A 22,985-nucleotide genomic window follows, 5' to 3' on the forward strand; every position below is an offset into this window, starting at 1 on the left:
TCTACGACCGCGGTTTCACACTCGCCGTCACATAATTCACGCTCAAATCCCGGTCCGAGATCGACCAGCTCCACAGGATCGGGTTGAAGACGAATCCCTTGCGGTCCACCGGCTCCAGCCCGGCTTGGCGCAGCAGGTCGAACAGCTCGTCGGGGGTAATAAACTTGTTCCACTCATGCGTGCCGCGCGGCAGCCAGCGCATGACGACCTCGGCCCCGAAGATGGCCATCGCGTAGGATTTCGGGTTGCGGTTGATGGTTGAGCAGATCAGCAACCCGCCCGGCCTCAGCAAGTGCTGCGATGCGGTCAGAAAACCCAACGGATCGGCGACGTGTTCGACTACCTCCATGTTCAGCACCACATCGAATTGCTCGCCCGCGGCGGCCATGTCCTCGGCGGTCGTGTGGCGGTAGTCGATCTGCAAACCCGATTGCTCGGCGTGGATGCGGGCGACGGGCAGGTTGCCCTCGGCGGCGTCCGCGCCGACGACCTCGGCCCCAAGGCGCGCCATGGGCTCGCTCAGCAACCCTCCGCCGCAGCCGATATCCAGAAGGCGTAGGCCCTCGAATGGCTTCGCGACTTTAAGATCACGGTCAAACTCACCTGCGATCTGCTGTGTGATATAATCCAGACGACACGGATTCAGCATGTGCAGAGGTTTGAATTTCCCATGCGGGTCCCACCATTCTGCGGCCATCGCCTCGAATTTTGCGATCTCGGACGGGTCCACCGTGTTCGGATGCGCTTGCATTCCTGTCTCCGTGTGCTCTTTTACGCTTAAGGACTATATAGGGCCGTAATGGATAAGTACCCGGACCAAAAGCGCGCAGTTCAATATCTTTACCCGCCGATCGATCCCTTCGATCAGCGCGTGGTCGATATGGGCGATGGGCACCGTATTTATGTGGAACAATGCGGTAATCCCAATGGGATACCCGTGGTGATCCTGCATGGCGGGCCGGGCGGTGGCTGCAGCCCCGCGATGCGGCGTTATTTCAACCCGGATGTGTATCGGGTGATTCTCTTTGATCAGCGCGGGTGTGGCCGGTCGCGGCCCACCGCGTCAGTCGAAAACAACACGACCTGGCATCTGGTGGCGGATATCGAGCGTCTGCGCAAATTGTTCGACATCGAAGGCTGGATCGTATTTGGCGGTAGTTGGGGCGCGACCCTGGCGATGATCTATGCCCAAACACATCCGGATCGGGTCAATCGGCTGGTATTGCGCGGGGTGTTTCTGGCCACGCAGGCCGAACTGGATTGGTTTTATGGCGGCGGCGCGGGCAAGTTCTGGCCCGAACAATGGGCCAAGTTCACCTCTCTCTTGCCTGAACAAGAGGTGGATGACGCTATCGCGGCCTACAACAAGCGCTTGTTTTCAGGCGATCGCGCGACCGAGATCCTGTATGCCCGCGCCTGGTCGCATTGGGAAAACGCTTTGGCATCGATCCACACCAATGGGTCGGTTGGGGAAAGCCCCGGCGAATATGCGCGGACCTTTGCTCGGCTTGAGAACCACTATTTCACCAACAAAGCGTTTCTTGAATACGACGGGCAAATTCTGGATCAGATGGATCGGATCGCCCATATTCCCGGTCACATCGTTCAGGGACGTTATGACATGATCTGCCCACCGCAGGCTGCATGGAACCTTTCCGAGCGCTGGCCCAATGTCGAACTGAAGATGGTGCGGCAGGCCGGTCACGCTTTGTCGGAACCCGGGATCAGCGCCGAACTGGTTCGGATCATGGATGGCGTGGCGGAGGGGACGGTATGACTCGCATCGACCGTCGCGCATTATTCGCCTCCGGCGCCGCCGCCGCTTTGCTGGCGGCGACGGGGGCATCTTTGGCCGATACGCCGAAGCAGGGCGGTACGTTGCGGCTGGCGGTGCCGCGCGACAACAGTCTGGAACAGGTGGCGCGGGGCGCTGTCTTTGACAGCCTGACCGAGATCGCGCCCGATGGTACCCTGCGTGGAGAGCTGGCGACCGGCTGGCAGACCGATGCTGATGCGCGGGTCTGGAGCTTTGATCTGCGCGACGATGCCGTGTTCCACGATGGCACCAAGCTGGACGTGAACGACGTTCTAGCTGTTCTGGATGACATTGGGCAGACCGAAGCCATCGCGCCTAATCGTGTGCAGCTGCAATTGGCCGAGGGCAACCCGGGCCTGCCATTCTGGCTGGCCGAGTCGCGGTTTGTCATTGCGCGAGGTGGTGTGACGCCATTGGCTCAGGCCAACGGTACTGGATGCTACCGGGTTGAGCGCGCCGAGGATGGGCGCCACTTTCTGGCACGTAGGGTGACAGATCACTATAAGGCCGGATCGGCGGGCTGGGCCGATACCATCGAGATCATTGTGATCCCGGACGCCAAGGTGCGGGCCGAAGCGTTACGCGATGGATATGTAGACATTGCCGCGCTCCCTGCCGGTGAGGATCTGATCGCGCAGCGCGGATTGCGGTTTCATCCATCTGAGGTCGATGTGGCGCTGGCCGTGGCCTCTCATGTCGGTATGCCGCGCCAGATCGGCCCGGCGACTCTGGACGATGGGCGCATCGCTGAAAGGTGGTGGTTGGCGTAAATCCGATCACGATTTGCGCCGGGGGTTGCAGACTCGGAAACTCCTGCGTATATGCAGTTGCAACAGCGGCGCGTTGGACTTCTGGTCCGGGGCTCCACCGGAAAATTCGACGGGCCGCGCGCCCGTTTTTTTGTGCCCGATGACAGGGTAGAGAACCTGAATGACAAACGACCTGATAGCCAAAGCAGCGATTGACCGGCGACTGGCCGAGATCATCACCCCTGTGATTGAGGATCTGGGGTATGAGCTTGTCCGCATTCGGTTGATGAGTGGCAAGACCACCACGATGCAGATCATGGCCGACAAGCCCGATGGCGGCATCGAAGTGGATGACTGCGCCGAGATTTCCAACGCGATCAGCGCCACGCTGGACGTCGAGGATCCCATTTTGGACGCCTATACGCTGGAAGTGTCCAGCCCCGGCATCGACCGCCCGCTGACCCGTCTCAAGGATTTTGAGACGTTCGAAGGGTATGAGGCCAAGATCGAGACCGCCGAGCTGATCGATGGTCGCCGCCGCTTTAAGGGTGAGTTGGCCGGGATCGAAGGGGATGAGGTTCTGATCAACATCCCCGAGGGGGATGAGACGATCACCATCGGTCTGCAGTTTGATTGGCTGAGCGACGCCAAGCTGGTCCTGACCGATGATCTGATCAAGGAAATGCTGCGCCAGCGCAAAGACGCCGGTGCCCTGAACGAAAACGCTTTCGACGAGATTGAGACCGAAGGGTCCGAAGAGGAGACGAACTGATGGCAATCACCTCAGCCAACCAGCTGGAGCTGCTGCAGACCGCCGAGGCCGTGGCCCGCGAAAAGATGATCGACCCCGGTCTGGTTGTCGAAGCGATGGAGGAATCGCTCGCCCGTGCCGCCAAGAGCCGTTACGGCGCCGAGATGGACATTCGCGTGTCGATCGACCGCAAGACTGGCAAGGCGACCTTCACCCGCGTCCGCACCGTGGTCGAGGATGAAGAGATTGAGAATTATCAGGCCGAGATGACCGTCGAGCAGGCGAAGCAGTACATGGAAGCGCCCGAGGTTGGTGACGTCTTCGTGGAAGAAGTTCCGCCGGTTGAAATGGGTCGTATCGCGGCGCAATCCGCCAAGCAGGTGATCCTGCAGAAGGTGCGTGAAGCGGAACGCGACCGTCAGTACGAAGAATTCAAGGATCGCGCGGGCACCATCATCAACGGTGCGGTCAAGCGTGAAGAGTTTGGCAATGTCATCGTCGATCTGGGCGGTGCCGAAGCCGTTCTGCGCCGCAACGACAAGATCGGCCGCGAAAGCTATCGCCCGAATGACCGTGTGCGTGCCTATATCAAGGAAGTGCGCCGCGAAGTGCGTGGCCACCAGATCTTCCTGTCGCGCACCGCGCCGGAATTCATGGCTGAGCTGTTCAAGATGGAAGTGCCAGAAATCTATGACGGCATCATCGAGGTCAAGGCCGTGGCCCGTGACCCCGGTTCGCGCGCCAAGATTGCCGTGATCTCTTATGACGGTTCGATTGATCCCGTCGGCGCTTGCGTTGGTATGCGCGGCAGCCGTGTGCAGGCCGTTGTCAACGAGCTGCAGGGTGAAAAGATTGACATCATCCCGTGGAACGAAGATCAACCGACTTTCCTGGTAAACGCGCTGCAGCCTGCAGAAGTTTCCAAAGTGGTTCTGGACGAAGAAGCCGGCAAGATCGAAGTTGTGGTTCCCGAGGAACAGCTGTCGCTGGCTATCGGTCGTCGCGGTCAGAACGTGCGTCTGGCGAGCCAGCTGACCGGTCTGGATATCGACATCATGACCGAAGCCGAAGAATCGGCGCGCCGTCAGAAGGAATTCGAGGCCCGTACTCAGCTGTTCATGGAAACGCTCGATCTGGACGAATTCTTTGCTCAGCTGCTGGTTTCCGAAGGCTTCTCCAACCTCGAAGAAGTGGCATACGTTGAAATCGACGAACTGCTGGTGATCGACGGTGTGGACGAAGGCACCGCGCAGGAACTGCAGACCCGTGCGCGCGAATTCCTGGAAGCTCAGGCCAAGGCGGCGCTGGATGCAGCCCGTGCGCTGGGTGCCGAGGACAGTCTTATTGAATTCGAGGGCCTGACACCCCAGATGGTAGAGGCGCTGGCCAAGGATGATGTGAAGACTCTGGAAGACTTCGCAACCTGCGCCGACTGGGAACTGGCCGGTGGCTGGACTACGGTCGATGGCGAACGCATCAAGGATGATGGTGTACTGGAGCCCTTCGGCGTGACGCTGGAAGAGGCGCAGGATCTGGTCATGACCGCGCGCATCATGCTGGGTTGGGTCGATCCGGCCGAGCTGGAGCAGGCCGAAGAAGACGGTGAAGCAACAGATGAGGAGGTCGAGGCCTGATCTCAGGCCTCGGGTGGCTGACATGGGTCGCGGTGGCGTCCATAAGGATCGGTCGGAAGGCCCTGAACGCAAGTGCATCGCCACGGGCGAGGTTCAGCCCAAATATGGCTTGATCCGCTTTGTGACGGGGCCGGATGGTCAGGTCTTTCCCGATGTCGCGGCGAAATTGCCGGGGCGTGGGGTTTACGTGGCGGCGGATCGCGCGGCGCTGGACAAGGCGGTGAACAAGAAACTGTTCTCGCGCGGGTTTAAGGCGCAGGTGAGTGCCGCCAAGGACCTGACCGATGAGGTCGAGAAACAGGTGGCGCGTCGTGTGATCGAACTGATCAGTCTGGCGCGCAAATCCGGAGATGCGGTCGCCGGGTATGAAAAGGTCAAGTCTTGGCTGGACCGGGAAGAGGCCCAGGTGCTGATTCAGGCGTCTGATGGATCGGGACGCGGCAAGTCGAAACTCAGTACGCCGCATTTCGGGAAATACATCGGCTGGCTGACTGCGGATGAGCTTGGGGCGGCATTTGGGCGCCAAACCGTGATTCATGCGGCCTTGGCCTCTGGCGGACTCGCCAAACGTGTTGTAGAGGAAGCGCAGCGCCTGCGTGGCTTGCGCGAAAAGGATGACGGCGGCAAGGGCCGCTCGGAAGGGTAAGAAGCTTTATGAGCGATAGTGACGGCAAAAAGACATTGGGTCTTCGTGGCGGGGCGCGCCCCGGAAATGTGAAACAGAGTTTCAGCCACGGACGCACCAAGAATGTCGTGGTGGAGACCAAACGCAAACGCGTGGTCGTTCCCAAGCCGGGCGCGACCAAACCAAGTGGTGGTGCGGCACCCTCGGGTGATCCTTCGCGTCGTCCGGCGGGTATTTCCGATGCGGAAATGGCGCGCCGTATGAAGGCGTTGCAAGCCGCCAAGGCGCGTGAGGCCGAAGAGGCCGCAGCCCGCGAGGCCGAGGAAAAGGCACGCGAGGAAGAACGCGCACGCCGCCGGGCTGAACAGGAAGCCAAAGAGCGCGAGCAGCGCGAGGCTGAAGAAAAAGCACGTGCCAAGGCCGAAGAGGAAGAGCGCAAGCGCAAGGAGGCGGAAGAAGCCGCCAAGCGCGCTGCCGCAGCGCCGCCGCCGGAAGAGGCAAAGCCGGCCCGTGGTCCGGCGAACAAGCCTGCGCCTTCTGCCGCGCCGCGTAAGCAGGATCGCGAACGCGAACAGCGTGGTCGTGGCAAGGGTCGTGATGACAACCGCCGCTCGGGCAAGCTGACGCTGGGTCAGGCCACAGGTGGCGAAGGCAACCGCCAACGCTCAATGGCAGCGATGAAGCGTAAGCAGGAACGTGCGCGTCAGAAAGCCATGGGCGGCCCGGTCGAGCGGGAAAAGGTGATCCGCGACGTGCAGTTGCCCGAGGCGATCATGGTCTCGGAACTGGCCAACCGTATGGCCGAGCGTGTGGCTGACGTTGTCAAATCGCTGATGCAGATGGGCATGATGGTCACGCAGAATCAGACCATCGACGCTGATACAGCTGAACTGATCATCGAAGAGTTCGGCCACAAGGTCACGCGCGTCTCTGATTCGGATGTTGAAGACGTCATCAAAGAGGTCGAAGACAGCGACGAAGATCTGAAGCCACGTCCGCCGGTCATTACCATTATGGGTCACGTTGACCACGGTAAGACCTCTTTGCTGGACGCAATCCGCGATGCGCGGGTTGTGGCTGGCGAAGCCGGGGGTATCACCCAGCATATCGGCGCCTATCAGGTGAAAACCGATGGCGGCACCACGCTGACCTTCCTGGATACGCCGGGCCACGCGGCCTTTACTTCGATGCGCTCACGCGGTGCTCAGGTGACGGATATCGTGGTTCTGGTTGTTGCCGCGGATGACGCGGTGATGCCGCAGACGATCGAGGCGATCAACCACGCGAAAGCGGCCGAAGTGCCGATGATCGTGGCGATCAACAAGATCGACAAGCCCGAAGCCAACCCGGACAAAGTGCGCACCGATCTGTTGCAGCACGAAGTGATCGTCGAGAAGATGTCGGGTGAGGTTCAGGACGTTGAGGTCTCGGCCATGACCGGTCAGGGTCTGGATGAACTGCTGGAGGCCATCGCGCTGCAGGCCGAGATTCTGGAACTGAAAGCCAACCCCGACCGCGCCGCCCAAGGTGCCGTGATCGAGGCGCAGCTGGATGTGGGCCGTGGTCCCGTCGCCACCGTTCTGGTTCAGACCGGTACGCTGCGTCAGGGCGATATCTTTGTTGTGGGTGAGCAGTACGGTAAGGTCCGTGCGCTGATCAACGACAAGGGCGACCGTGTGAAGGAAGCCGGTCCGTCGGTTCCGGTCGAGGTTCTGGGTCTGAATGGTACGCCCGAAGCGGGCGACGTTCTGAACGTGACCGAGACCGAAGCACAGGCCCGTGAAATCGCCGCCTATCGTGAACAGGCCGCCAAGGACAAACGCGCCGCCGCTGGTGCCGCGACCACCCTTGAGCAGCTGATGCAGAAGGCCAAGGAAGACGAGAACGTGGCCGAGCTGCCGATCCTCGTCAAAGCCGACGTGCAGGGTTCAGCCGAAGCCATCGTTCAGGCGATGGAAAAAATCGGCAACGACGAAGTGCGCGTGCGCGTTCTGCACTCGGGCGTGGGTGCGATCACTGAGACAGATGTCGGTCTGGCCGAAGCCTCGGGCGCACCGGTCATGGGCTTTAACGTCCGTGCCAACGCATCTGCCCGGAACACGGCGAACCAGAAGGGTGTGGAAATCCGCTACTATTCGGTGATCTATGACCTCGTGGATGACGTGAAAGCCGCCGCATCCGGCCTGCTAAGCGCCGAGATTCGCGAGAAGTTCATCGGTTATGCCGAGATCCGCGAAGTCTTCAAGGTCACCGGCGTCGGCAAGGTTGCCGGCTGTTTGGTTACCGAAGGTGTGGCGCGCCGTTCCGCAGGCGTCCGCCTGCTGCGCGACAACGTGGTTATCCACGAAGGCACGCTGAAGACGCTGAAGCGCTTCAAGGACGAAGTGGCCGAAGTTCAGTCGGGTCAGGAATGCGGTATGGCGTTCGAGAACTATGACGACATCCGTCAGGGTGACGTGATCGAGATTTTCGAGCGCGAAGAGGTTACCCGCACGCTGGATTGATCCGGTTCAGTATTGAAACACGAAGCAGCGGCCCATTCGGGCCGCTGTTTTCGTTTGAGTATCATTCGGCGCGCGACGACAGAAACGTTCCCGAGGGCATGATGATGTCGAAATGATGCTTGCCCCGTTGCAGATCGAAACTGATCGAATGCCCTGCCTTGCGCAGTAGCTCTGCGTACTCTCGGCTTTGGCGGATGAATTCGGGCGTGTCCCGTTCCGCTACCGTCACTCTGTAGCGCGGCCCCGGTGCGGGTAGGTTCAGGCAAGGGGAGAGGTCGTGGATCTCGACCTTGGTCAGTTGCAGGGGATCATTCACCGAAGTCAGACTGATCGGTTCGAGGTCGTACACTCCGCTGATCAGAATAACATTGCGCACCCGCAGACCCGCTTGGGCAAACGCGCTGGAAGAGGTCGCCATAACCATTGCCGCCAGATGGGCGCCAGCACTGTGGCCCGATAGAATGATGTTTGATGGATCAAAGCCCAGCGATTCAGCCTGCGATCCAAGCCATAGCAATGCATCACGGCATTCGTTGACCATCTGCCCCAAACGGGCTTCAGGAGCGAGCGTGTAATTCAAAGTGGCAAATGCTTGCCCGTTCTCATGCAATACTGGAGCCATCAGAGCCGACTCGCGTTGGCTGAGCGCTTGCCAGTAGCCACCATGGATGAAGACATGCAAAGGCGCATCTGCGCCGGGGGCCGGGAAGAAATCCAGAACCTGCTCTGGGCCATCACCATAGGAGATGTTTTCCCGAACCATCATCTCGGCCCGCGCCTGCGCGCTGAGTGCCGAATAGCTGGTCAGATAAGGCGTCAGATCGCCGCCGACCATAGAGCTGGGGGAATATTCCTGCTCAAGCTCGGCCTGGGTGAAACCGCGATACAGCATGGCTTAATCCCCCGCATACATCAGTTCGGTCCGTACATCGTAGAGATCATGGAAGAACCGTAGTTCCAGCGCCTTGCGCAGAAAGGCCACACCGCTGGAACCACCCGTTCCGGGCTGCATGCCGATCACGCGCTCAACTGCCGTTGCATGGTCGAACCGCCAACGCTGGAACAGGGATTCCACATCCATCAGCTTTTCGGCCAGAGCGTAGAGATCCCAGTGTTTGTCGGTGTTGCGGAACACCTCGACCCAGATTTTCACGACGCGTGGATCGCCGGAATATGGCTGTCCATAATCCCGCTCGATCAGGTCCCGGGGCACGTCAAATCCCTGCCGGGCCAGCATGTGTAATACTTCGTCATAGAGCGACGGCTTGGTGAGCGCTGCGTTCAGCATCTCCATGACTTCGGGGTCATGTGCGTGCACTTTCAGAGTCGAGGCATCCTTGTTGCCCAGAATGAACTCAATCTGGCGATACCCATAGCTTTGGAAACCCGAAGAACTGCCCAAAGCCTGCCGAAACGTCATGTAATCGGCGGGCGTCATGGTCAGTAGTGTTTCCCACGACGCGATCAATTGCCGCTGGATCGCTTTCACCCGGTCGAGGTTCTTCATCGCCGGACCAAACGCATCCTGCTGCAGGAACCGGCGTACTTCGACGAGTTGGTGGTGCATCAGTTTCAGCCACAGCTCGCTGACCTGATGGATGATGATAAACAGCATCTCGTCGGGTTGGGCGGGGTCCTGAAAGGTTTTTTGCAGATTCAGCAGTGTCTTGAGCTGCAGAAAATCGCCGTAGCTTTTGCGGTGAGTTTCTGTGAAGTCGGTGACCAAAGACTCTTCGATCCCTCGTTCCAGATACCTGTCCTTATCGCCCATGTGCTCCTCCAAACGCGCGGGTTCACCCTTGTTTAGGGACAAAACCCGCGCGGTTCCAGAGCGTTAGATCCAGTCGAGAACCACCTTGCCCGACTGACCGGACTTCATCGCCGCAAAACCCTGGGCAAAATCATCGACCGAGAACCGGTGAGTGATCACCCGGCTCACGTCCAGCCCGTTTTGCAGCATGGCGATCATCTTGTACCAGGTCTCGAACATCTCGCGGCCATAGACACCCTTGATCGTTATGGCCTTGAACACGATCCGCGACCAATCGACCGGAGATTTCCCGGGGGGAATCCCCAGCAATGCGATCTTGCCGCCCATCACCAAAGCCTCGACCATCTGGTCCAACGCCGCTTGCGAGCCGGACATCTCCAGCCCCACGTCAAAGCCTTGTGACATGCCCAGTTCGGCAATCACGTCCTGCAAATCCTCTTTCGAGACATTGACGGTGCGCAGGGTTGGCACAACATGCTGGGCCAATGTCAGGCGATCGGGGTTGATATCGGTAATCACGACATGCCGTGCCCCCGCATGCCGCACGACTGCAGCGGCCATGATGCCGATAGGACCTGCACCCGTTATCAGCACGTCTTCGCCCAGAAGATCGAAGCTGAGCGCGGTGTGCACGGCATTGCCCAGCGGATCGAGGATCGCCCCAATTTCATCGGGCACATCGTCGGGCAGGGGGACGACATTGAAGGCAGGCAGTTTCAGGTATTGCGCGAAGGCACCCTGTTCATTGACCCCAATCCCCCGCGTACCAGGGTCGAGATGAAACTTGCCCGCGCGGCTCTGACGGCTGTCGGTGGTGATCAGATGCCCCTCGCCCGAGCAGCGCTGACCGATTTCCAGACCAGTCACATTGCGCCCGATCTCGACAATCTCTCCGGCGAATTCGTGACCGGTGATCATCGGGACGGGCACCGTGTGCGAGGCCCATTCATCCCAGTTCCAGATATGTATGTCGGTGCCGCAGATGCCGGTTTTATTGATGCGGATCAGAACCTCGTCCGGGCCGATTTCCGGGACCGGAGCCTGCACCATCCACAAACCTTCCTCTGGCTTGGATTTCTCCAGCGCTTTCATAGTGTTGGATCTCATAGGCTCACTCCCACAAATCGGTGGACAGGTATTTCAGGCCGCTGTCACACATGACGATGGCGACGCAGCCGCCCTTTTCCGGTCCGCGTAGCAGTTCGACGGCCGCAGCAAGGTTTGCACCAGCTGAGTAGCCCGCAAAAATGCCCTCGGTCCGGGCCAGAAGTCGGGCGCAGTCCCGCGCGGCGTCCCCGGAAACCGACAGGTGACCAGCAAGCGTTGTTGCACGTAAATGAGTCAGATCGGCCATCGCGTAGCCTCCGCCCTGGATGGGGTGATCTGGAATGTCTACCGTTGCCCCCGCCAACGCGCGCGCTCCGGCAGGTTCGACTACATAGCATCGGACACCGCGAGGCGTAAGGTACTCCGCGGCTCCGGCCAAAGTTCCGCCGGACCCTGCGAAGTCACAGAATGCTGTTACAGCCCCGTCTGACTGTACCCATATTTCGGGTCCGGTTCCGGTGGCATGGGCCGTGGGGTTGCCGGAATGACCGAATTGATCGGCTCGAAAGGCGCGGCGTTCGATCGTGATACGCTGCGCCGCCTCGTCCACCAGTGCCAGATCGGCACCCGAGACTTCGCCGGGCCTACTGCCTTCGGCTTGCGGAACGATAACAACTTCGGCCCCCAGTGCCCGCATCATGCGGGCGCGTTCGACCGAGTTTCCAGCACTCATCACAGCGATGAACGGATGACCAAGAATGCCGCAGACAATGGCCAGACCGGTGCCCATATTGCCCGAAGTCAGCTCGACAACCGTTTGCCCAGGTGTCAGAGTTCCGTCTGCGCGGGCCAACTCAATAATCGACTTTGCGGCGCGATCCTTCTTGGAGAATCCGGGCAGCAGATAGTCCAGCTTGGCCAGAATGCGCCCGTCCAGATCCAGTTTCTTGCATACGCGTTTCAGGTCGACCAGAGGCGTGTTCCCGATTGCGTCAATGACAGAAGGCAGGATCACGAAATCACTCCTAACTCTTTGCCAACTTTTCCAAAGGCGGCAAGCGCGCGATCCAACTCATCCCGGGTCAGGGCGGCGTTCATCTGCGTTCTTATCCGGGCCTGACCGCGCGGAACGACCGGGAAGAAGAAGCCTGAGACATAGACCCTTTCATCAAACAACCGCGACGCCATTTCTTGCGCCAGAGTTGCTTCGCCCAGCATCACCGGGATGATCGGATGCTCACCGGGCAACAGGTCGAAGCCCAGTTTCTCCAAACCAGCGCGCCAGTATCTGGCGTTGCCGAACAGCTGGGCGCGCAGCATGTCTCCCTCTTCAACCAGACGGATCGCTTCGAGCCCGGCAGCAACGATGGATGGCGGCAGCGAGTTTGAGAACAGATAGGGCCGCGCCCGCTGCCGCAGCAGGTCGATCACTGGCTGCGGCCCGGCGATATAACCGCCGATTGCCCCCCCAAGTGCCTTGCCCAAAGTTCCTGTCAGAATGTCCACATCGACGCCGAAATGGTCTGGTGTACCCGCACCGTTTGGCCCCATGAAGCCCGTCGCGTGGCAGTCATCGACCATGACGATTGCATCATATTTGTCGGCCAGTTCGCGGATTTTCGGCAGGTTGGCCAGATAACCGTCCATTGAAAACACACCGTCAGTGGCGATCATGATGTGCCGCGCCCCGTCTTCGCGCGCCTGTTTCAGCCAGGCTTCGAGGTCGTTCATGTCGTTGTTCAGGTAGCGATAGCGTTTCGCCTTGCACAGACGCACCCCGTCGATGATCGAGGCATGGTTCAGGCTGTCCGAGATGATGGCGTCTTCAGGCCCTAACAAGGGCTCAAACAGTCCTCCGTTGGCATCGAAACAGGCGGCGAACAGGATCGCGTCGTCCTTGTTCAGGAACCTGGCCAGCTTCTGTTCCAACTCACGGTGAATATCCTGTGTGCCGCAGATGAACCGGACCGAGGCCATGCCGAACCCTTTCGGCTCCATCGTCGCTTTGGCGGCGTCGATCAGCGCGGGATGATCGGCGAGACCCAGATAGTTGTTGGCGCATAGGTTGATGACCCGTTTGTCGCCCACCGTAATCTCACCACCCTGAGGCGAGGTGATCATTCGTTCGCGCTTGTAGAGACCCTCAGCCTCAATCTGTGCGAGTGTATCCGAGATATGGGACAGGAATGAATCAGCCATGGCGACCTCCGTTTAACTGAGTCGCACGTCTAACATAGCGGACAAATTTCCCAAATAGGGGAATTACAGTATCAAGGAAAAATTTCCGTGAAGGCGGAATTTCGCCAAGTCAGGCGTTCTTTACAATCAGGAAAACCCGGGCCGGACCATCGGCGGCGATGGAATGCGCGATATCGGCAGCATACCGAGCGGTGTCCCCTTGTTGCAGATCGCTGACAGCGGTGCCCGAGGTGACGCGGACCGCGCCTTCCAACACGGTCAGCTGTTCGCGCGCGCCCCGCGCATGGGGTTGGCTGTTCAGGCTTCCACCCGCTTGAAGTTGTATATCGTAGACCTCGTGCCCGCCTGCTTCTTCCGGCGGAGAGAGGATGCGAATCCGGCATTTCTCGCCCATGTTGTCGATGCTGGGCACTTCCGATTTTCTGAGGGTCTCGATCTGATCACTTGTCTTGGTTTCCTCAAGCAATCCCGCGAAATCAACCTGCAGAGCGCGGGTCAGATTCCAAAGAGTCGAGATGGTTGGGCTGCTTTCGCCACGCTCGATCTGGCTGACCATGGAGCGGGAGACGCCGCTTAGATTGGCAACAGCCTCCAAAGACAAACCCTTGGCTCGGCGCGCCTCTTTCAGTCGGGCGGGCAGGCGGTTCAGGATATCGTCTGTATTTTCCGTCATGACGGAATCCATGCGTGTTGCGCAACGTAATGTCAATTCCGGGCGTGACAGAGAGTCTAATATGAAGATCATGCTGCAAGTGCATAATGCGCAGGATTTTGGAGGAGAGAACATGACTGACGTAGTGATTCTGGATGGTGCGCGTACGGCCATAGGCACATTTGGTGGCGCTTTGGCATCAACAGCGCCGATCGATCTGGCAACTGTCGCAACAGAAGCGGCACTGGAGCGTTCGGGTGTCGAAGGCGCGCAGGTTGGTCATGTTGTTTTTGGTCACGTGATCAATACCGAACCGCGTGACATGTATCTGTCTCGGGTTGCTGCCATGCAGGCCGGAATTCCAAATGGCACGCCAGCGATGAATGTGAACCGTCTGTGTGGTTCCGGAGCACAGGCGATAGTCTCGGCTGTGCAATCGCTGATGCTGGGTGATGCAGATTTCGCTGTAGCAGGCGGGGCCGAGAGCATGTCGCGGAGCCCTTATATCGTACCCCAATCGCGTTGGGGTGCGAAGATGGGCGACATCACCTCGCTGGACATGATGCTGGGCGCGCTGAACTGTCCCTTCGGCACTGGGCATATGGGCGTGACCGCGGAAAACGTCGCAGATGAACACCAGATCACGCGCGAACAGATGGATGAGTTTGCGGTTGTCAGCCAGAGTCGCGCTGCGGCGGCGATAGAGGCCGGATATTTCGAAACCCAGATCGCCCCGGTTCAGGTCAAGGTCAGGCGCGACATGGTCGACTTCAAGGTGGACGAGCATCCCAAGGCAACCACGGCCGAAGTACTGGCTGGCCTGCGCCCGGTCTTTAAGAAAGAGGGCCGCGTGACGGCGGGGAACGCCTCGGGCATCAATGACGGTGCAGCGGCGATGGTTCTGGCCACAGCAGATGCGGCTGAGAAAGCCGGTTTGAAACCGAAGGCGCGGATTCTGGGTTATGCCCATGCGGGTGTTCGGCCCGAGGTTATGGGGATCGGTCCGGTCCCGGCGGTGCAGAACCTGATGGCCAAAACCGGTTTGTCGGTGAGCGACTTTGACGTGATCGAAAGCAACGAGGCCTTTGCAGCCCAAGCGCTGGCGGTGAACAAAGAGCTGGGGCTGGATGCCGCGAAGGTCAACCCGAATGGCGGTGCGATTGCATTGGGCCATCCGGTGGGCGCAACCGGTGCGATCATTACGCTGAAAGCTCTGTATGAGTTGGAGCGCACGGGTGGTTCAAAAGGCCTGATCACCATGTGTATCGGTGGTGGTCAGGGGATTGCTATTGCCATAGAGCGGCTCTGACGTTGGGTCGGGCAGGGGGGCTGTCTGCCCCCCATCGCGCTTGGGCGCGATTCCCCCCGAAGATATTTTTAGCCAGATGAAGAAGGCGGATCGGTGTCAGCCGAGAGCCGAGATCAACAGCGTTATTGCGATTCCTGCGGCCGCGCCAATTGCCACTGGCAAGAGGCTTGCGGTGAAACCGTTCGCCTTTGAATCGTCTTTCTGAGTCTGGGCGATCAAGGCATTTTCGACCAGCGCGGGTAGGCGGGGGCCAAAGCGGGCCAGCACCAGAGCCGTTTTGCCGAAATCCCTAAGGGCGGCGCGGGGGCCGATGGACTTCTTGATGTAATCCTCGACCACAGGGCGGGCGACTTCCCAGATGTTGATATGCGGATCCAGCGAGCGCGCGACGCCTTCGACCACCACCATCGTACGTTGCAGCAGGATCAGTTCGGTGCGGGTTTCCATGCCGAAGCGCTCGGTCACCTCGAACAGGTAGTTCAGCAGGCGGCCCATTGAGATATGGGTGGCGTCCATGCCGAATATGGGCTCTCCGACAGCGCGCAGGGCGCGGGCGAATTCGTCCACGTCCTGATCGGCGGGGACATACCCGGCTTCGAAATGGACCTCGGCCACGCGTTTATAGTCGCGGCGGATGAAGCCGAAGAGGATCTCCGCGTAGACCCGGCGGGTGTATTCGTCGATATGGCCCATGATGCCGTAATCATAAGCGATGATGTCTCCGTTTGCGGCGACCTTCAGGTTGCCCTGATGCATGTCGGCGTGGAAAAAGCCGTCACGCAGGGCGTGAAGAAGGAACATGCGCAGGACACGTTCGGCGAGGTCGGGGCGATTGTGACCAGCGGCATCCAGGGCTGTGTTTTCGCCCAGTGGAACGCCATCGGCCCAGCTGAGCGTCATCACCCGGCGGGCTGACAGGGACCAGACCACGGGGGGAAGCCAGAACCCTGCATCATCCTTGGTATTGGCGGCGTACTCCGAGGCCGCAGCGCTTTCGAGACGCAGGTCCAGTTCTCCGCGCACGACGCCGTCGAAATGTTCGATCACTTCCATCGGGCGCAGGCGGCGCGCGCCGGGGGCGAAGAGTTGCACGATGCGGGCAGCGAAATAGAAGGCGTCGACATCCTTGCGGAAGGCGCGTTCGATACCGGGGCGCAGGACTTTGACGGCGACATACTCGCCGGTGCTGACCAGCTTGGCTTTGTGAACCTGTGCGATTGACGCCGCGGCGATGGGTTCGCTGAATTCGCTGAAAACCTCGGCGACGGGCTGGCCCAATTCCTTTTCCACCTCGGCCATCGCTTCGGATTTGGAGAAGGGCGGGAGCTTGTCCTGCAGCACACGCAACTGTTCTGCCAACTCGTCGCCAACCACGTCGGGGCGGGTCGAAAGCACCTGGCCGAATTTGATATAGGCCGGGCCCAAGGCCGTGAGGGCGCGGGTGGCAGGCGGCATCTCGGGGTCACCCTTGTAGCCCAGCCATTGGAAGGGTTTGCCCAATGTGTGTGCGACGATCCGCAGCGCACGCGGGGCCTCGAACGCGTCGAGCACCACGTTCATGGCGCCTGTGCGCTCCAAAGTGGCGCCTGTGCGGATCAGGCGGATGATGTTGTGAGGGCCGCGCATCTAGATTTTCCAGCCGGAATGCAAAGCGGCAATGCCCATGCTCAGGTTGCGGTACTTGGCGTTTTCGAACCCGGCAGTGCGGACCATGTTCAGAAATGTCTCCTGATCGGGGAACTTGCGGATTGATTCCACAAGGTACTGATAGCTGTCGTAGTCATTGGCGATCAGCTTGCCCATACGTGGGATGACGTTGAAGCTGTAGAGGTCATAGAGCTTTTGCAGCCCGTCATTGGGCAACTGACTGAATTCCAGCACCATCAGGCGACCACCGGGTTTCAACACGCGATAGGCTTCGTTCAGCGCCTCTTGCGGGCGGGTAACGTTCCGGATGCCGAAGGAGATTGTGTAGACGTCGAATGTGTTATCCTCGAAGGGCAGCGCCATCGCGTCGCCCACCACCCAGTTCAGGCTGTCGGCCATCTGATCGGCTTCGGCGCGCTGACGGCCTTCGACCAGCATCGGCTCAGTCAGATCCAGAACGGTGGCGTGGCCGTGACCCGCGCGTTTGAGGAAGCGGAAGGATATGTCGCCGGTGCCGCCCGCGACGTCCAGCAGGCGCTGTCCGGGGCGGGGGGCTAGCCAGTCCATCATCGCGTCTTTCCAAACCCGGTGGATGCCCATCGACATGACATCGTTCATCACGTCGTATTTCGAGGCGACCGAGTTGAACACGCCCTGCACACGCCCGGCCTTTTCAGCCTCGCGGACGGTTTCAAACCCGAAATGAGTGGTCTTGTCGCTGTTGTCGGACATTTGCCTTGCCGTTTGTCGAATTTCGCTTCTGTTATAGGGCTCTGGAACCGGGGCACAATGCGGCCCTTTGATTTAGGAGCACCAAATGCCCGAATTGCCCGAGGTCGAGACAGTAAGACGCGGCCTGAGCCCCGCGATGGAGGGCGTGGTGATCGATAGGGCGGATGTGAATCGCCCCGATCTGCGCTGGCCCTTCCCGGATCGGATGGCCGAGCGTCTGACGGGCCAGCGGGTGGAGCGGCTGTGGCGGCGGTCGAAATACATTCTTGCCGATCTCAGCAGCGGTGAGACGTTGCTGATCCATCTGGGCATGTCTGGGCGGATGACGGTGTCGGGTGACCCGCTGGGACAGTATGCACATGAACATCCGATGACGCAGAAACATGATCATGTGGTGATTCACATGGCCAATGGTGCGCGCATAACCTTCAACGATCCGCGCCGGTTCGGGGCGATGGATCTGCTGCCTACGGCAACGGCAGAACAGCACAAGCTGCTGTCGGTTCTGGGGCCCGAACCTTTGGGCAATGATTTTCACGAACAACACCTGATCGACGCCTTTCGAGGCAAGAACACGCCGACCAAATCGGCGCTTCTGGATCAGGGAATCGTTGCCGGACTGGGCAATATCTACGTCTGCGAGGCGCTTTATCGCGGCGGTGTGTCGCCACGTCGCAAAGCAGGTCAGATTTCTGTGCCGCGCGTTGCCGTGCTGGTTCCGATCATTCGGCAGGTGCTGCAGGAGGCCATCGAAGCGGGCGGCTCGTCCTTGCGCGATTTCCGGCAAGCCGATGGAGAGCTTGGATATTTTCAGCACAGCTTTGACGTCTACGGTCGCGAAGGTGAGCCCTGCCGCACCGAAGGATGTGGCGCGTCGATCAAGAGAATCACTCAGTCCGGTCGCTCATCCTTCTATTGTGCGCAATGCCAAAGATAACTTGATCCAGCGAAATCGCGTGGTAAGGAATCGTACCTGAACGGAACAACCGGAAGCTTTAACCTCATGGCTTTTGAGACGATCATCGTCGAAATCGAAGACCACGTCGCCCTTATCAAACTCGACCGACCCGACGCGATGAATGCGTTGAACACCCAACTGGTGGGTGAACTTTGCGAGGCTCTTGAAGATGCCGATCGCAATGACAAGGTGCGGTGCATCGTACTCACTGGATCGGAAAAGGCCTTTGCCGCAGGCGCGGACATCAAGGAAATGTCCGAGATGAGCTTTGTCGACGTGTTCAACGCAGATCTCTTTGCATCTGCCAATGACCGTATCTCGGCAATCCGTAAGCCGATCATTGCGGCTGTGGCGGGATATGCGCTGGGCGGTGGCTGTGAAGTGGCCATGATGTGCGATTTCATCATCGCAGCGGATACGGCCAAGTTCGGCCAGCCAGAGATCAATCTGGGTGTGATCGCCGGTATTGGTGGCACGCAGCGACTGACGCGCTTTGTTGGCAAATCGAAAGCGATGGACATGAACCTGACCGGCCGCTTCATGGACGCCGAAGAGGCAGAACGCGCAGGTCTTGTCAGCCGCGTCGTCCCCGCGAAGAAGCTTATTGAAGAGGCTATGGGTGCCGCGCAGAAGATTGCCGAGAAATCCTTGCTGACGGCAGCGGCAGCCAAAGAGGCTGTGAACCGCAGTTATGAACTACCGCTCAGCGAAGGGCTGTTGTTTGAGCGCCGGGTGTTTCACTCGATGTTTGCGACGGAAGATCAGAAAGAGGGCATGGCTGCATTTCTGGAAAAACGCGCGGCGCAGTTCCGCGACAAATAGCAAGCAGCAAGACATGACGAGACAGGCGGGCATGGCCCGCCTTTTTTCATACCCGATGTGCTCGGCGCGAGAATTGGCTTGGCAAACCCTGCAAACTTGGATAGAGACCGCCGTCATACATGCGCGTGCGGCCCGCTTGGCCCGACTCACACTCGTGATTTCTGATCCGGTGCGGATAATTCCGTGGCGCGCAACCCTTGATAACCGTACCGAACAAAAGGTCAGAGACACATGGCAAACTCGCCCCAGGCTAAGAAGCGCGCACGTCAGAACGAAAAGCGTTTCGCTGTTAACAAAGCACGTCGTTCGCGCATCCGCACCTATCTGCGCAAAGTTGAAGAAGCCATCGCATCGGGCGACAAAGACGCGGCCACCGCAGCCCTGCGTGCCGCTCAGCCCGAGCTGATGCGTGGCGTCACCAAAGGCGTCTTCCACAAGAACACCGCGTCCCGCAAAATGTCGCGCCTGTCGGCGCGCGTCAAAGCGCTGGGCTGATTCTTTGAGAAAACGCGTCAAGCGTTGATCTGTAAAAAAGGCGCCGCATATCGCGGCGCCTTTTTCATTGTTGCCGGAAAGCCGCGCCTTCACGAAACCGAGAGATTCTTTCTGTCTCAGACACGAGTCAATATCAGAGTTTCATTGCTCGCGCCCTTGGCCTCTTGCTACCACTGTATCAGCGATTCACTCGCTTGGGGGGACAGGCTGTTCCAATGATCTGACCGACGGGCATCGGAAGGATTTCGGAACGAATGTTCGAAAACCGGCTTCGGCCGGGTGGACGATCTGCTCTGGGTGTCGGGTTTCCGATTATCCTAGCCCTGTCGAAAATTGGAATGTCATGCGCATCCCGGGTACCGGGTGTGCCCCCATTTCTGGGGCAGTTCGCATTGGGGTGTGCTGATATTCGACTTTACCCGCCAAACCATCCGGTTTGGTGCAGGTATCCTTGTGTGTGAGCGCGATAAGGCCCGGGAAGCGGGACACATTAATAAGGCCGGAAGGTCAATAAATATGGGATGCGTGAGGCGCCGAATGACACAAGAGAAATGGGGACAACTGCGAAACAAGTTGATGAAGGCTGTTGGTAAGAACAACTTCACCACCTGGATCGAACCTCTGAAATTTGAAGAGCTGCAGGACGGTGTGGCGGTTTTTTCGGCACCGACCAATTTCATGGGTAACTATGTCAGCCAGAATTTCGCCGACCTCATTTTGTACGAACTGAACACCGCAGGCGAGACCGTGCAGCGTTTGGCCTTTCGCACGGCCGCAAATTCTGCGGCGCGCCCGGCTCAGACCGAGACCGCTCAACCCGTGAGCGCACCACAACCGGTGATGGTTGATACGACCAACGATGCGCTGGAAGCGCTGCAGGCGGCCCCGCTGGATGCGCGTTTCACTTTTGACAGCTTCGTAGTGGGCAAGCCCAACGAACTGGCCCATGCCGCCGCACGCCGCGTGTCCGAAGGCGGTCCGGTCACCTTCAATCCGCTGGTGCTCTATGGTGGTGTCGGTCTGGGTAAGACACACCTGATGCATGCGATTGCGTGGGAGCTGAAGACCAAACATCCCGAACTGAACGTGCTGTACCTGTCGGCGGAACAGTTCATGTACCGTTTTGTGCAGGCCTTGCGCGAACGTCGGATGATGGATTTCAAACACCTTTTCCGCTCGGTCGATGTTCTGATGGTCGATGACGTGCAGTTCATCGCGGGCAAGGACTCCACCCAGGAAGAGTTCTTTCACACGTTCAACGCGCTAGTGGATCAGAACAAACAGATCATTATCTCGGCGGATCGCGCGCCGGGTGAGATCAAGGACCTTGAGGAGCGCGTGAAATCGCGCCTGCAATGTGGTCTGGTCGTCGATCTGCATCCCACCGATTACGAACTGCGCTTAGGCATCCTGCAGAACAAGGTTCAGCAATATAGCAGCACCTATCCTGATCTGACGATTGCCGATGGCGTGCTGGAATTCCTTGCCCATCGTATCTCGACCAATGTTCGCGTGCTGGAAGGTGCTCTTACCCGCCTGTTTGCCTTTGCTTCGCTGGTCGGGCGTGAGATCGATATGGAGCTGACGCAGGACTGTCTGGCCGATGTGCTGCGTGCCTCCGAGCGTAAGATTACGGTTGAAGAGATCCAGCGTAAGGTTTCGGAATACTACAACATCCGCCTCAGCGATATCATCGGCCCCAAGCGCCTACGGTCCTACGCCCGCCCGCGTCAAGTCGCGATGTATCTGTGCAAGCAGCTGACCAGCCGTTCATTGCCTGAGATTGGCCGCCGTTTTGGCGGGCGTGACCACACCACGGTCATGCATGGTGTCAAGCGCATCGAAGAGCTTAAGACAACCGATGGGCAGATTGCCGAAGATGTCGAAATGCTGCGCCGGGCGCTTGAGGCTTAAGCCCGCCCATTGATCAATAAAACGCCCCGGATCCTCGCGCCCGGGGCGTTTTCTTGTGAGCCATAATCCACGGTTGGCCCTGAACTGACGCCTTGCGGGCACGCGCCCCTTGACGCTTTGGGCATTCCGACCCAGAAATCCATAAAAAATCCTTGTGCCTCAGGGCTGAGACGCTAACGTGCCAGTCCCGCCCATGGTGGCACGCAAGTCAGAGGAACTGAGGGTATGAAGATCAGCATCGAACGCGGCACCCTTCTCAAGGCCGTTTCACAGGCCCAATCCGTGGTGGAACGTCGCAATACGATCCCGATCCTGGCCAATGTGCTGATCGAAGCGGAAGGCGATCAGGTGCAGTTCCGCGCTACTGATCTGGATATCGAAGTGGTCGACAAGGCCCCGGCGCAGGTCGAGAAAGCGGGCGCGACGACCGTGGCCGCGACAACGCTGCACGAAATTGTCCGCAAGCTGCCTGATGGCGCGTTGGTCACTCTGACCGCCGACAGCGCAGCAGGGCGCCTGACGGTTGAGGCTGGCCGGTCGAATTTCTCTCTGGCGACCCTGCCGAAAGAAGATTTTCCGGTAATGGCATCCTCGGAATATGCGTCGAACTTTACCGCTTCGGCGGCGCTGCTTCGGCGGTTGTTCGACAAGTCGAAATTCGCCATCTCGACGGAAGAGACGCGGTATTATCTGAATGGCGTTTATATGCATGTCGCCGATGGGTCCGAGGGCGGCAAAGTGTTGCGCTGCGTAGCCACCGATGGTCACCGTCTGGCGCGGATCGACGCGGATTTACCGGATGGCGCGGCGGATATGCCCGGCGTGATCGTGCCGCGCAAAACCGTGGGTGAGCTGCGCAAGCTGCTGGAAGATGACGAGATGGACATCGCCGTCTCGGTCAGCGAAACCAAGGTACGGTTTGCGACGCCGGATATCACCCTGACCTCGAAAGTGATTGACGGCACTTTCCCCGACTACACACGCGTTATTCCGCAGGGCAACACCCGTAAGCTAGAAGTGGACGCCGCCGAATTTGCGCAGGCCGTGGATCGGGTGGCGACGGTTTCCTCGGAACGCTCGCGTGCGGTAAAACTGCAATTGGACGGTGACAAGCTGGTCCTGTCGGTGAACGCGCCGGACAGCGGCGCGGCTGAGGAAGAACTGGCCGTGGCCTATGGCGATGAACGATTGGAGATCGGGTTCAACGCCAAGTACCTGCTGGAGATCGCATCTCAGGTGGATCGTGAAAATGCGGTGTTCATGTTCAACTCGGCCGGCGATCCGACCCTGATGCGTGAGGGCAATGACCAAAGCGCGGTTTACGTTGTCATGCCGATGCGTGTCTGATTGCCTCATCCGG

Annotated in this window: 21 protein-coding genes; 12 read left to right on the plus strand and 9 right to left on the minus strand. The window is 59.2% G+C overall.

What is annotated here, in order from left to right:
- Window position 1: 1 nt before the first annotated feature.
- Window positions 2-751, minus strand: coding sequence for a bifunctional 2-polyprenyl-6-hydroxyphenol methylase/3-demethylubiquinol 3-O-methyltransferase UbiG (gene ubiG / locus ACR0AZ_RS08025; protein WP_480471101.1), 750 nt, complete (start codon window positions 749-751; stop codon window positions 2-4).
- 48 nt (window positions 752-799) lie between these two features.
- On the opposite strand from ubiG, the gene pip reads away from it, so the two are divergent.
- From pip to infB, 6 genes are all read left to right on the plus strand, one after another.
- The gene (pip, locus tag ACR0AZ_RS08030; RefSeq protein ID WP_480667191.1) at window positions 800-1,777 is read left to right on the plus strand and encodes a prolyl aminopeptidase; all 978 of its coding nucleotides are present in this window, start codon (window positions 800-802) and stop codon (window positions 1,775-1,777) included.
- The gene (locus ACR0AZ_RS08035; protein ID WP_480471099.1) at window positions 1,774-2,586 is read left to right on the plus strand and encodes an ABC transporter substrate-binding protein; all 813 of its coding nucleotides are present in this window, start codon (window positions 1,774-1,776) and stop codon (window positions 2,584-2,586) included. Before pip ends, ACR0AZ_RS08035 begins: the two co-directional genes overlap by 4 nt.
- Window positions 2,587-2,746: 160 nt before the next feature.
- Window positions 2,747-3,337, plus strand: a complete 591-nt coding sequence (rimP, locus tag ACR0AZ_RS08040; RefSeq protein ID WP_480471098.1) for a ribosome maturation factor RimP — start codon at window positions 2,747-2,749, stop codon at window positions 3,335-3,337.
- On the plus strand, window positions 3,337-4,950 hold the full coding sequence (gene nusA / locus ACR0AZ_RS08045; protein WP_480667192.1) for a transcription termination factor NusA: 1,614 nt from the start codon (window positions 3,337-3,339) through the stop codon (window positions 4,948-4,950). Before rimP ends, nusA begins: the two co-directional genes overlap by 1 nt.
- A gap of 22 nt (window positions 4,951-4,972) precedes the next feature.
- A complete protein-coding gene (locus ACR0AZ_RS08050) occupies window positions 4,973-5,596 on the plus strand; it encodes an RNA-binding protein (RefSeq protein WP_170395356.1) in 624 nt (207 codons plus the stop codon).
- Between the two features lie 8 nt (window positions 5,597-5,604).
- Window positions 5,605-8,079 carry a translation initiation factor IF-2 gene (gene infB, locus ACR0AZ_RS08055; RefSeq protein ID WP_480471096.1) on the plus strand — a complete coding sequence of 825 codons (2,475 nt, stop codon included), beginning with the start codon at window positions 5,605-5,607 and terminating at the stop codon, window positions 8,077-8,079.
- 61 nt (window positions 8,080-8,140) lie between these two features.
- Here infB and ACR0AZ_RS08060 read toward each other — a convergent pair whose 3' ends face one another.
- The 6 genes from ACR0AZ_RS08060 to ACR0AZ_RS08085 form a co-directional block, all read right to left on the minus strand.
- Window positions 8,141-8,971, minus strand: a complete 831-nt coding sequence (locus ACR0AZ_RS08060) for an alpha/beta hydrolase (protein ID WP_480471095.1) — start codon at window positions 8,969-8,971, stop codon at window positions 8,141-8,143.
- Between the two features lie 3 nt (window positions 8,972-8,974).
- Window positions 8,975-9,850 (minus strand): tryptophan 2,3-dioxygenase, encoded by an 876-nt coding sequence (locus tag ACR0AZ_RS08065; protein ID WP_480471094.1) that lies wholly within the window; start codon window positions 9,848-9,850, stop codon window positions 8,975-8,977.
- Between the two features lie 63 nt (window positions 9,851-9,913).
- Window positions 9,914-10,942 carry an L-threonine 3-dehydrogenase gene (gene tdh, locus ACR0AZ_RS08070; RefSeq protein ID WP_480471930.1) on the minus strand — a complete coding sequence of 343 codons (1,029 nt, stop codon included), beginning with the start codon at window positions 10,940-10,942 and terminating at the stop codon, window positions 9,914-9,916.
- Window positions 10,943-10,961: 19 nt separating this feature from the next.
- Window positions 10,962-11,912 carry a PLP-dependent cysteine synthase family protein gene (locus ACR0AZ_RS08075; RefSeq protein ID WP_480471093.1) on the minus strand — a complete coding sequence of 317 codons (951 nt, stop codon included), beginning with the start codon at window positions 11,910-11,912 and terminating at the stop codon, window positions 10,962-10,964.
- A complete protein-coding gene (locus ACR0AZ_RS08080) occupies window positions 11,909-13,096 on the minus strand; it encodes a glycine C-acetyltransferase (protein ID WP_480471092.1) in 1,188 nt (395 codons plus the stop codon). Before ACR0AZ_RS08080 ends, ACR0AZ_RS08075 begins: the two co-directional genes overlap by 4 nt.
- Window positions 13,097-13,205: 109 nt before the next feature.
- Window positions 13,206-13,769 carry a helix-turn-helix domain-containing protein gene (locus ACR0AZ_RS08085; RefSeq protein WP_480471091.1) on the minus strand — a complete coding sequence of 188 codons (564 nt, stop codon included), beginning with the start codon at window positions 13,767-13,769 and terminating at the stop codon, window positions 13,206-13,208.
- 112 nt (window positions 13,770-13,881) lie between these two features.
- On the opposite strand from ACR0AZ_RS08085, the gene ACR0AZ_RS08090 reads away from it, so the two are divergent.
- Window positions 13,882-15,057 carry an acetyl-CoA C-acyltransferase family protein gene (locus ACR0AZ_RS08090; RefSeq protein ID WP_480471090.1) on the plus strand — a complete coding sequence of 392 codons (1,176 nt, stop codon included), beginning with the start codon at window positions 13,882-13,884 and terminating at the stop codon, window positions 15,055-15,057.
- Between the two features lie 96 nt (window positions 15,058-15,153).
- Here ACR0AZ_RS08090 and ubiB read toward each other — a convergent pair whose 3' ends face one another.
- Both ubiB and ubiE read right to left on the minus strand, forming a co-directional pair.
- The gene (ubiB, locus tag ACR0AZ_RS08095) at window positions 15,154-16,683 is read right to left on the minus strand and encodes a 2-polyprenylphenol 6-hydroxylase (RefSeq protein WP_480471089.1); all 1,530 of its coding nucleotides are present in this window, start codon (window positions 16,681-16,683) and stop codon (window positions 15,154-15,156) included.
- On the minus strand, window positions 16,684-17,436 hold the full coding sequence (gene ubiE, locus ACR0AZ_RS08100; RefSeq protein WP_480471088.1) for a bifunctional demethylmenaquinone methyltransferase/2-methoxy-6-polyprenyl-1,4-benzoquinol methylase UbiE: 753 nt from the start codon (window positions 17,434-17,436) through the stop codon (window positions 16,684-16,686).
- Between the two features lie 85 nt (window positions 17,437-17,521).
- Between ubiE and mutM the strand changes: the two genes are divergently transcribed.
- From mutM to dnaN, 5 genes are all read left to right on the plus strand, one after another.
- Complete coding sequence (mutM, locus tag ACR0AZ_RS08105) at window positions 17,522-18,373, plus strand: bifunctional DNA-formamidopyrimidine glycosylase/DNA-(apurinic or apyrimidinic site) lyase (protein ID WP_480667193.1); 852 nt, start codon at window positions 17,522-17,524, stop codon at window positions 18,371-18,373.
- Between the two features lie 66 nt (window positions 18,374-18,439).
- Window positions 18,440-19,216, plus strand: coding sequence for an enoyl-CoA hydratase (locus tag ACR0AZ_RS08110; RefSeq protein WP_480471086.1), 777 nt, complete (start codon window positions 18,440-18,442; stop codon window positions 19,214-19,216).
- A gap of 231 nt (window positions 19,217-19,447) precedes the next feature.
- Complete coding sequence (gene rpsT / locus ACR0AZ_RS08115) at window positions 19,448-19,711, plus strand: 30S ribosomal protein S20 (RefSeq protein ID WP_142638226.1); 264 nt, start codon at window positions 19,448-19,450, stop codon at window positions 19,709-19,711.
- 537 nt (window positions 19,712-20,248) lie between these two features.
- The gene (gene dnaA, locus ACR0AZ_RS08120) at window positions 20,249-21,625 is read left to right on the plus strand and encodes a chromosomal replication initiator protein DnaA (RefSeq protein WP_480471085.1); all 1,377 of its coding nucleotides are present in this window, start codon (window positions 20,249-20,251) and stop codon (window positions 21,623-21,625) included.
- 225 nt (window positions 21,626-21,850) lie between these two features.
- Window positions 21,851-22,972, plus strand: a complete 1,122-nt coding sequence (dnaN, locus tag ACR0AZ_RS08125) for a DNA polymerase III subunit beta (RefSeq protein WP_480531676.1) — start codon at window positions 21,851-21,853, stop codon at window positions 22,970-22,972.
- The last annotated feature ends 13 nt before the right edge of the window (window positions 22,973-22,985 follow it).

It is taken from the genome of Ruegeria sp. BE3, from assembly GCF_056538865.1.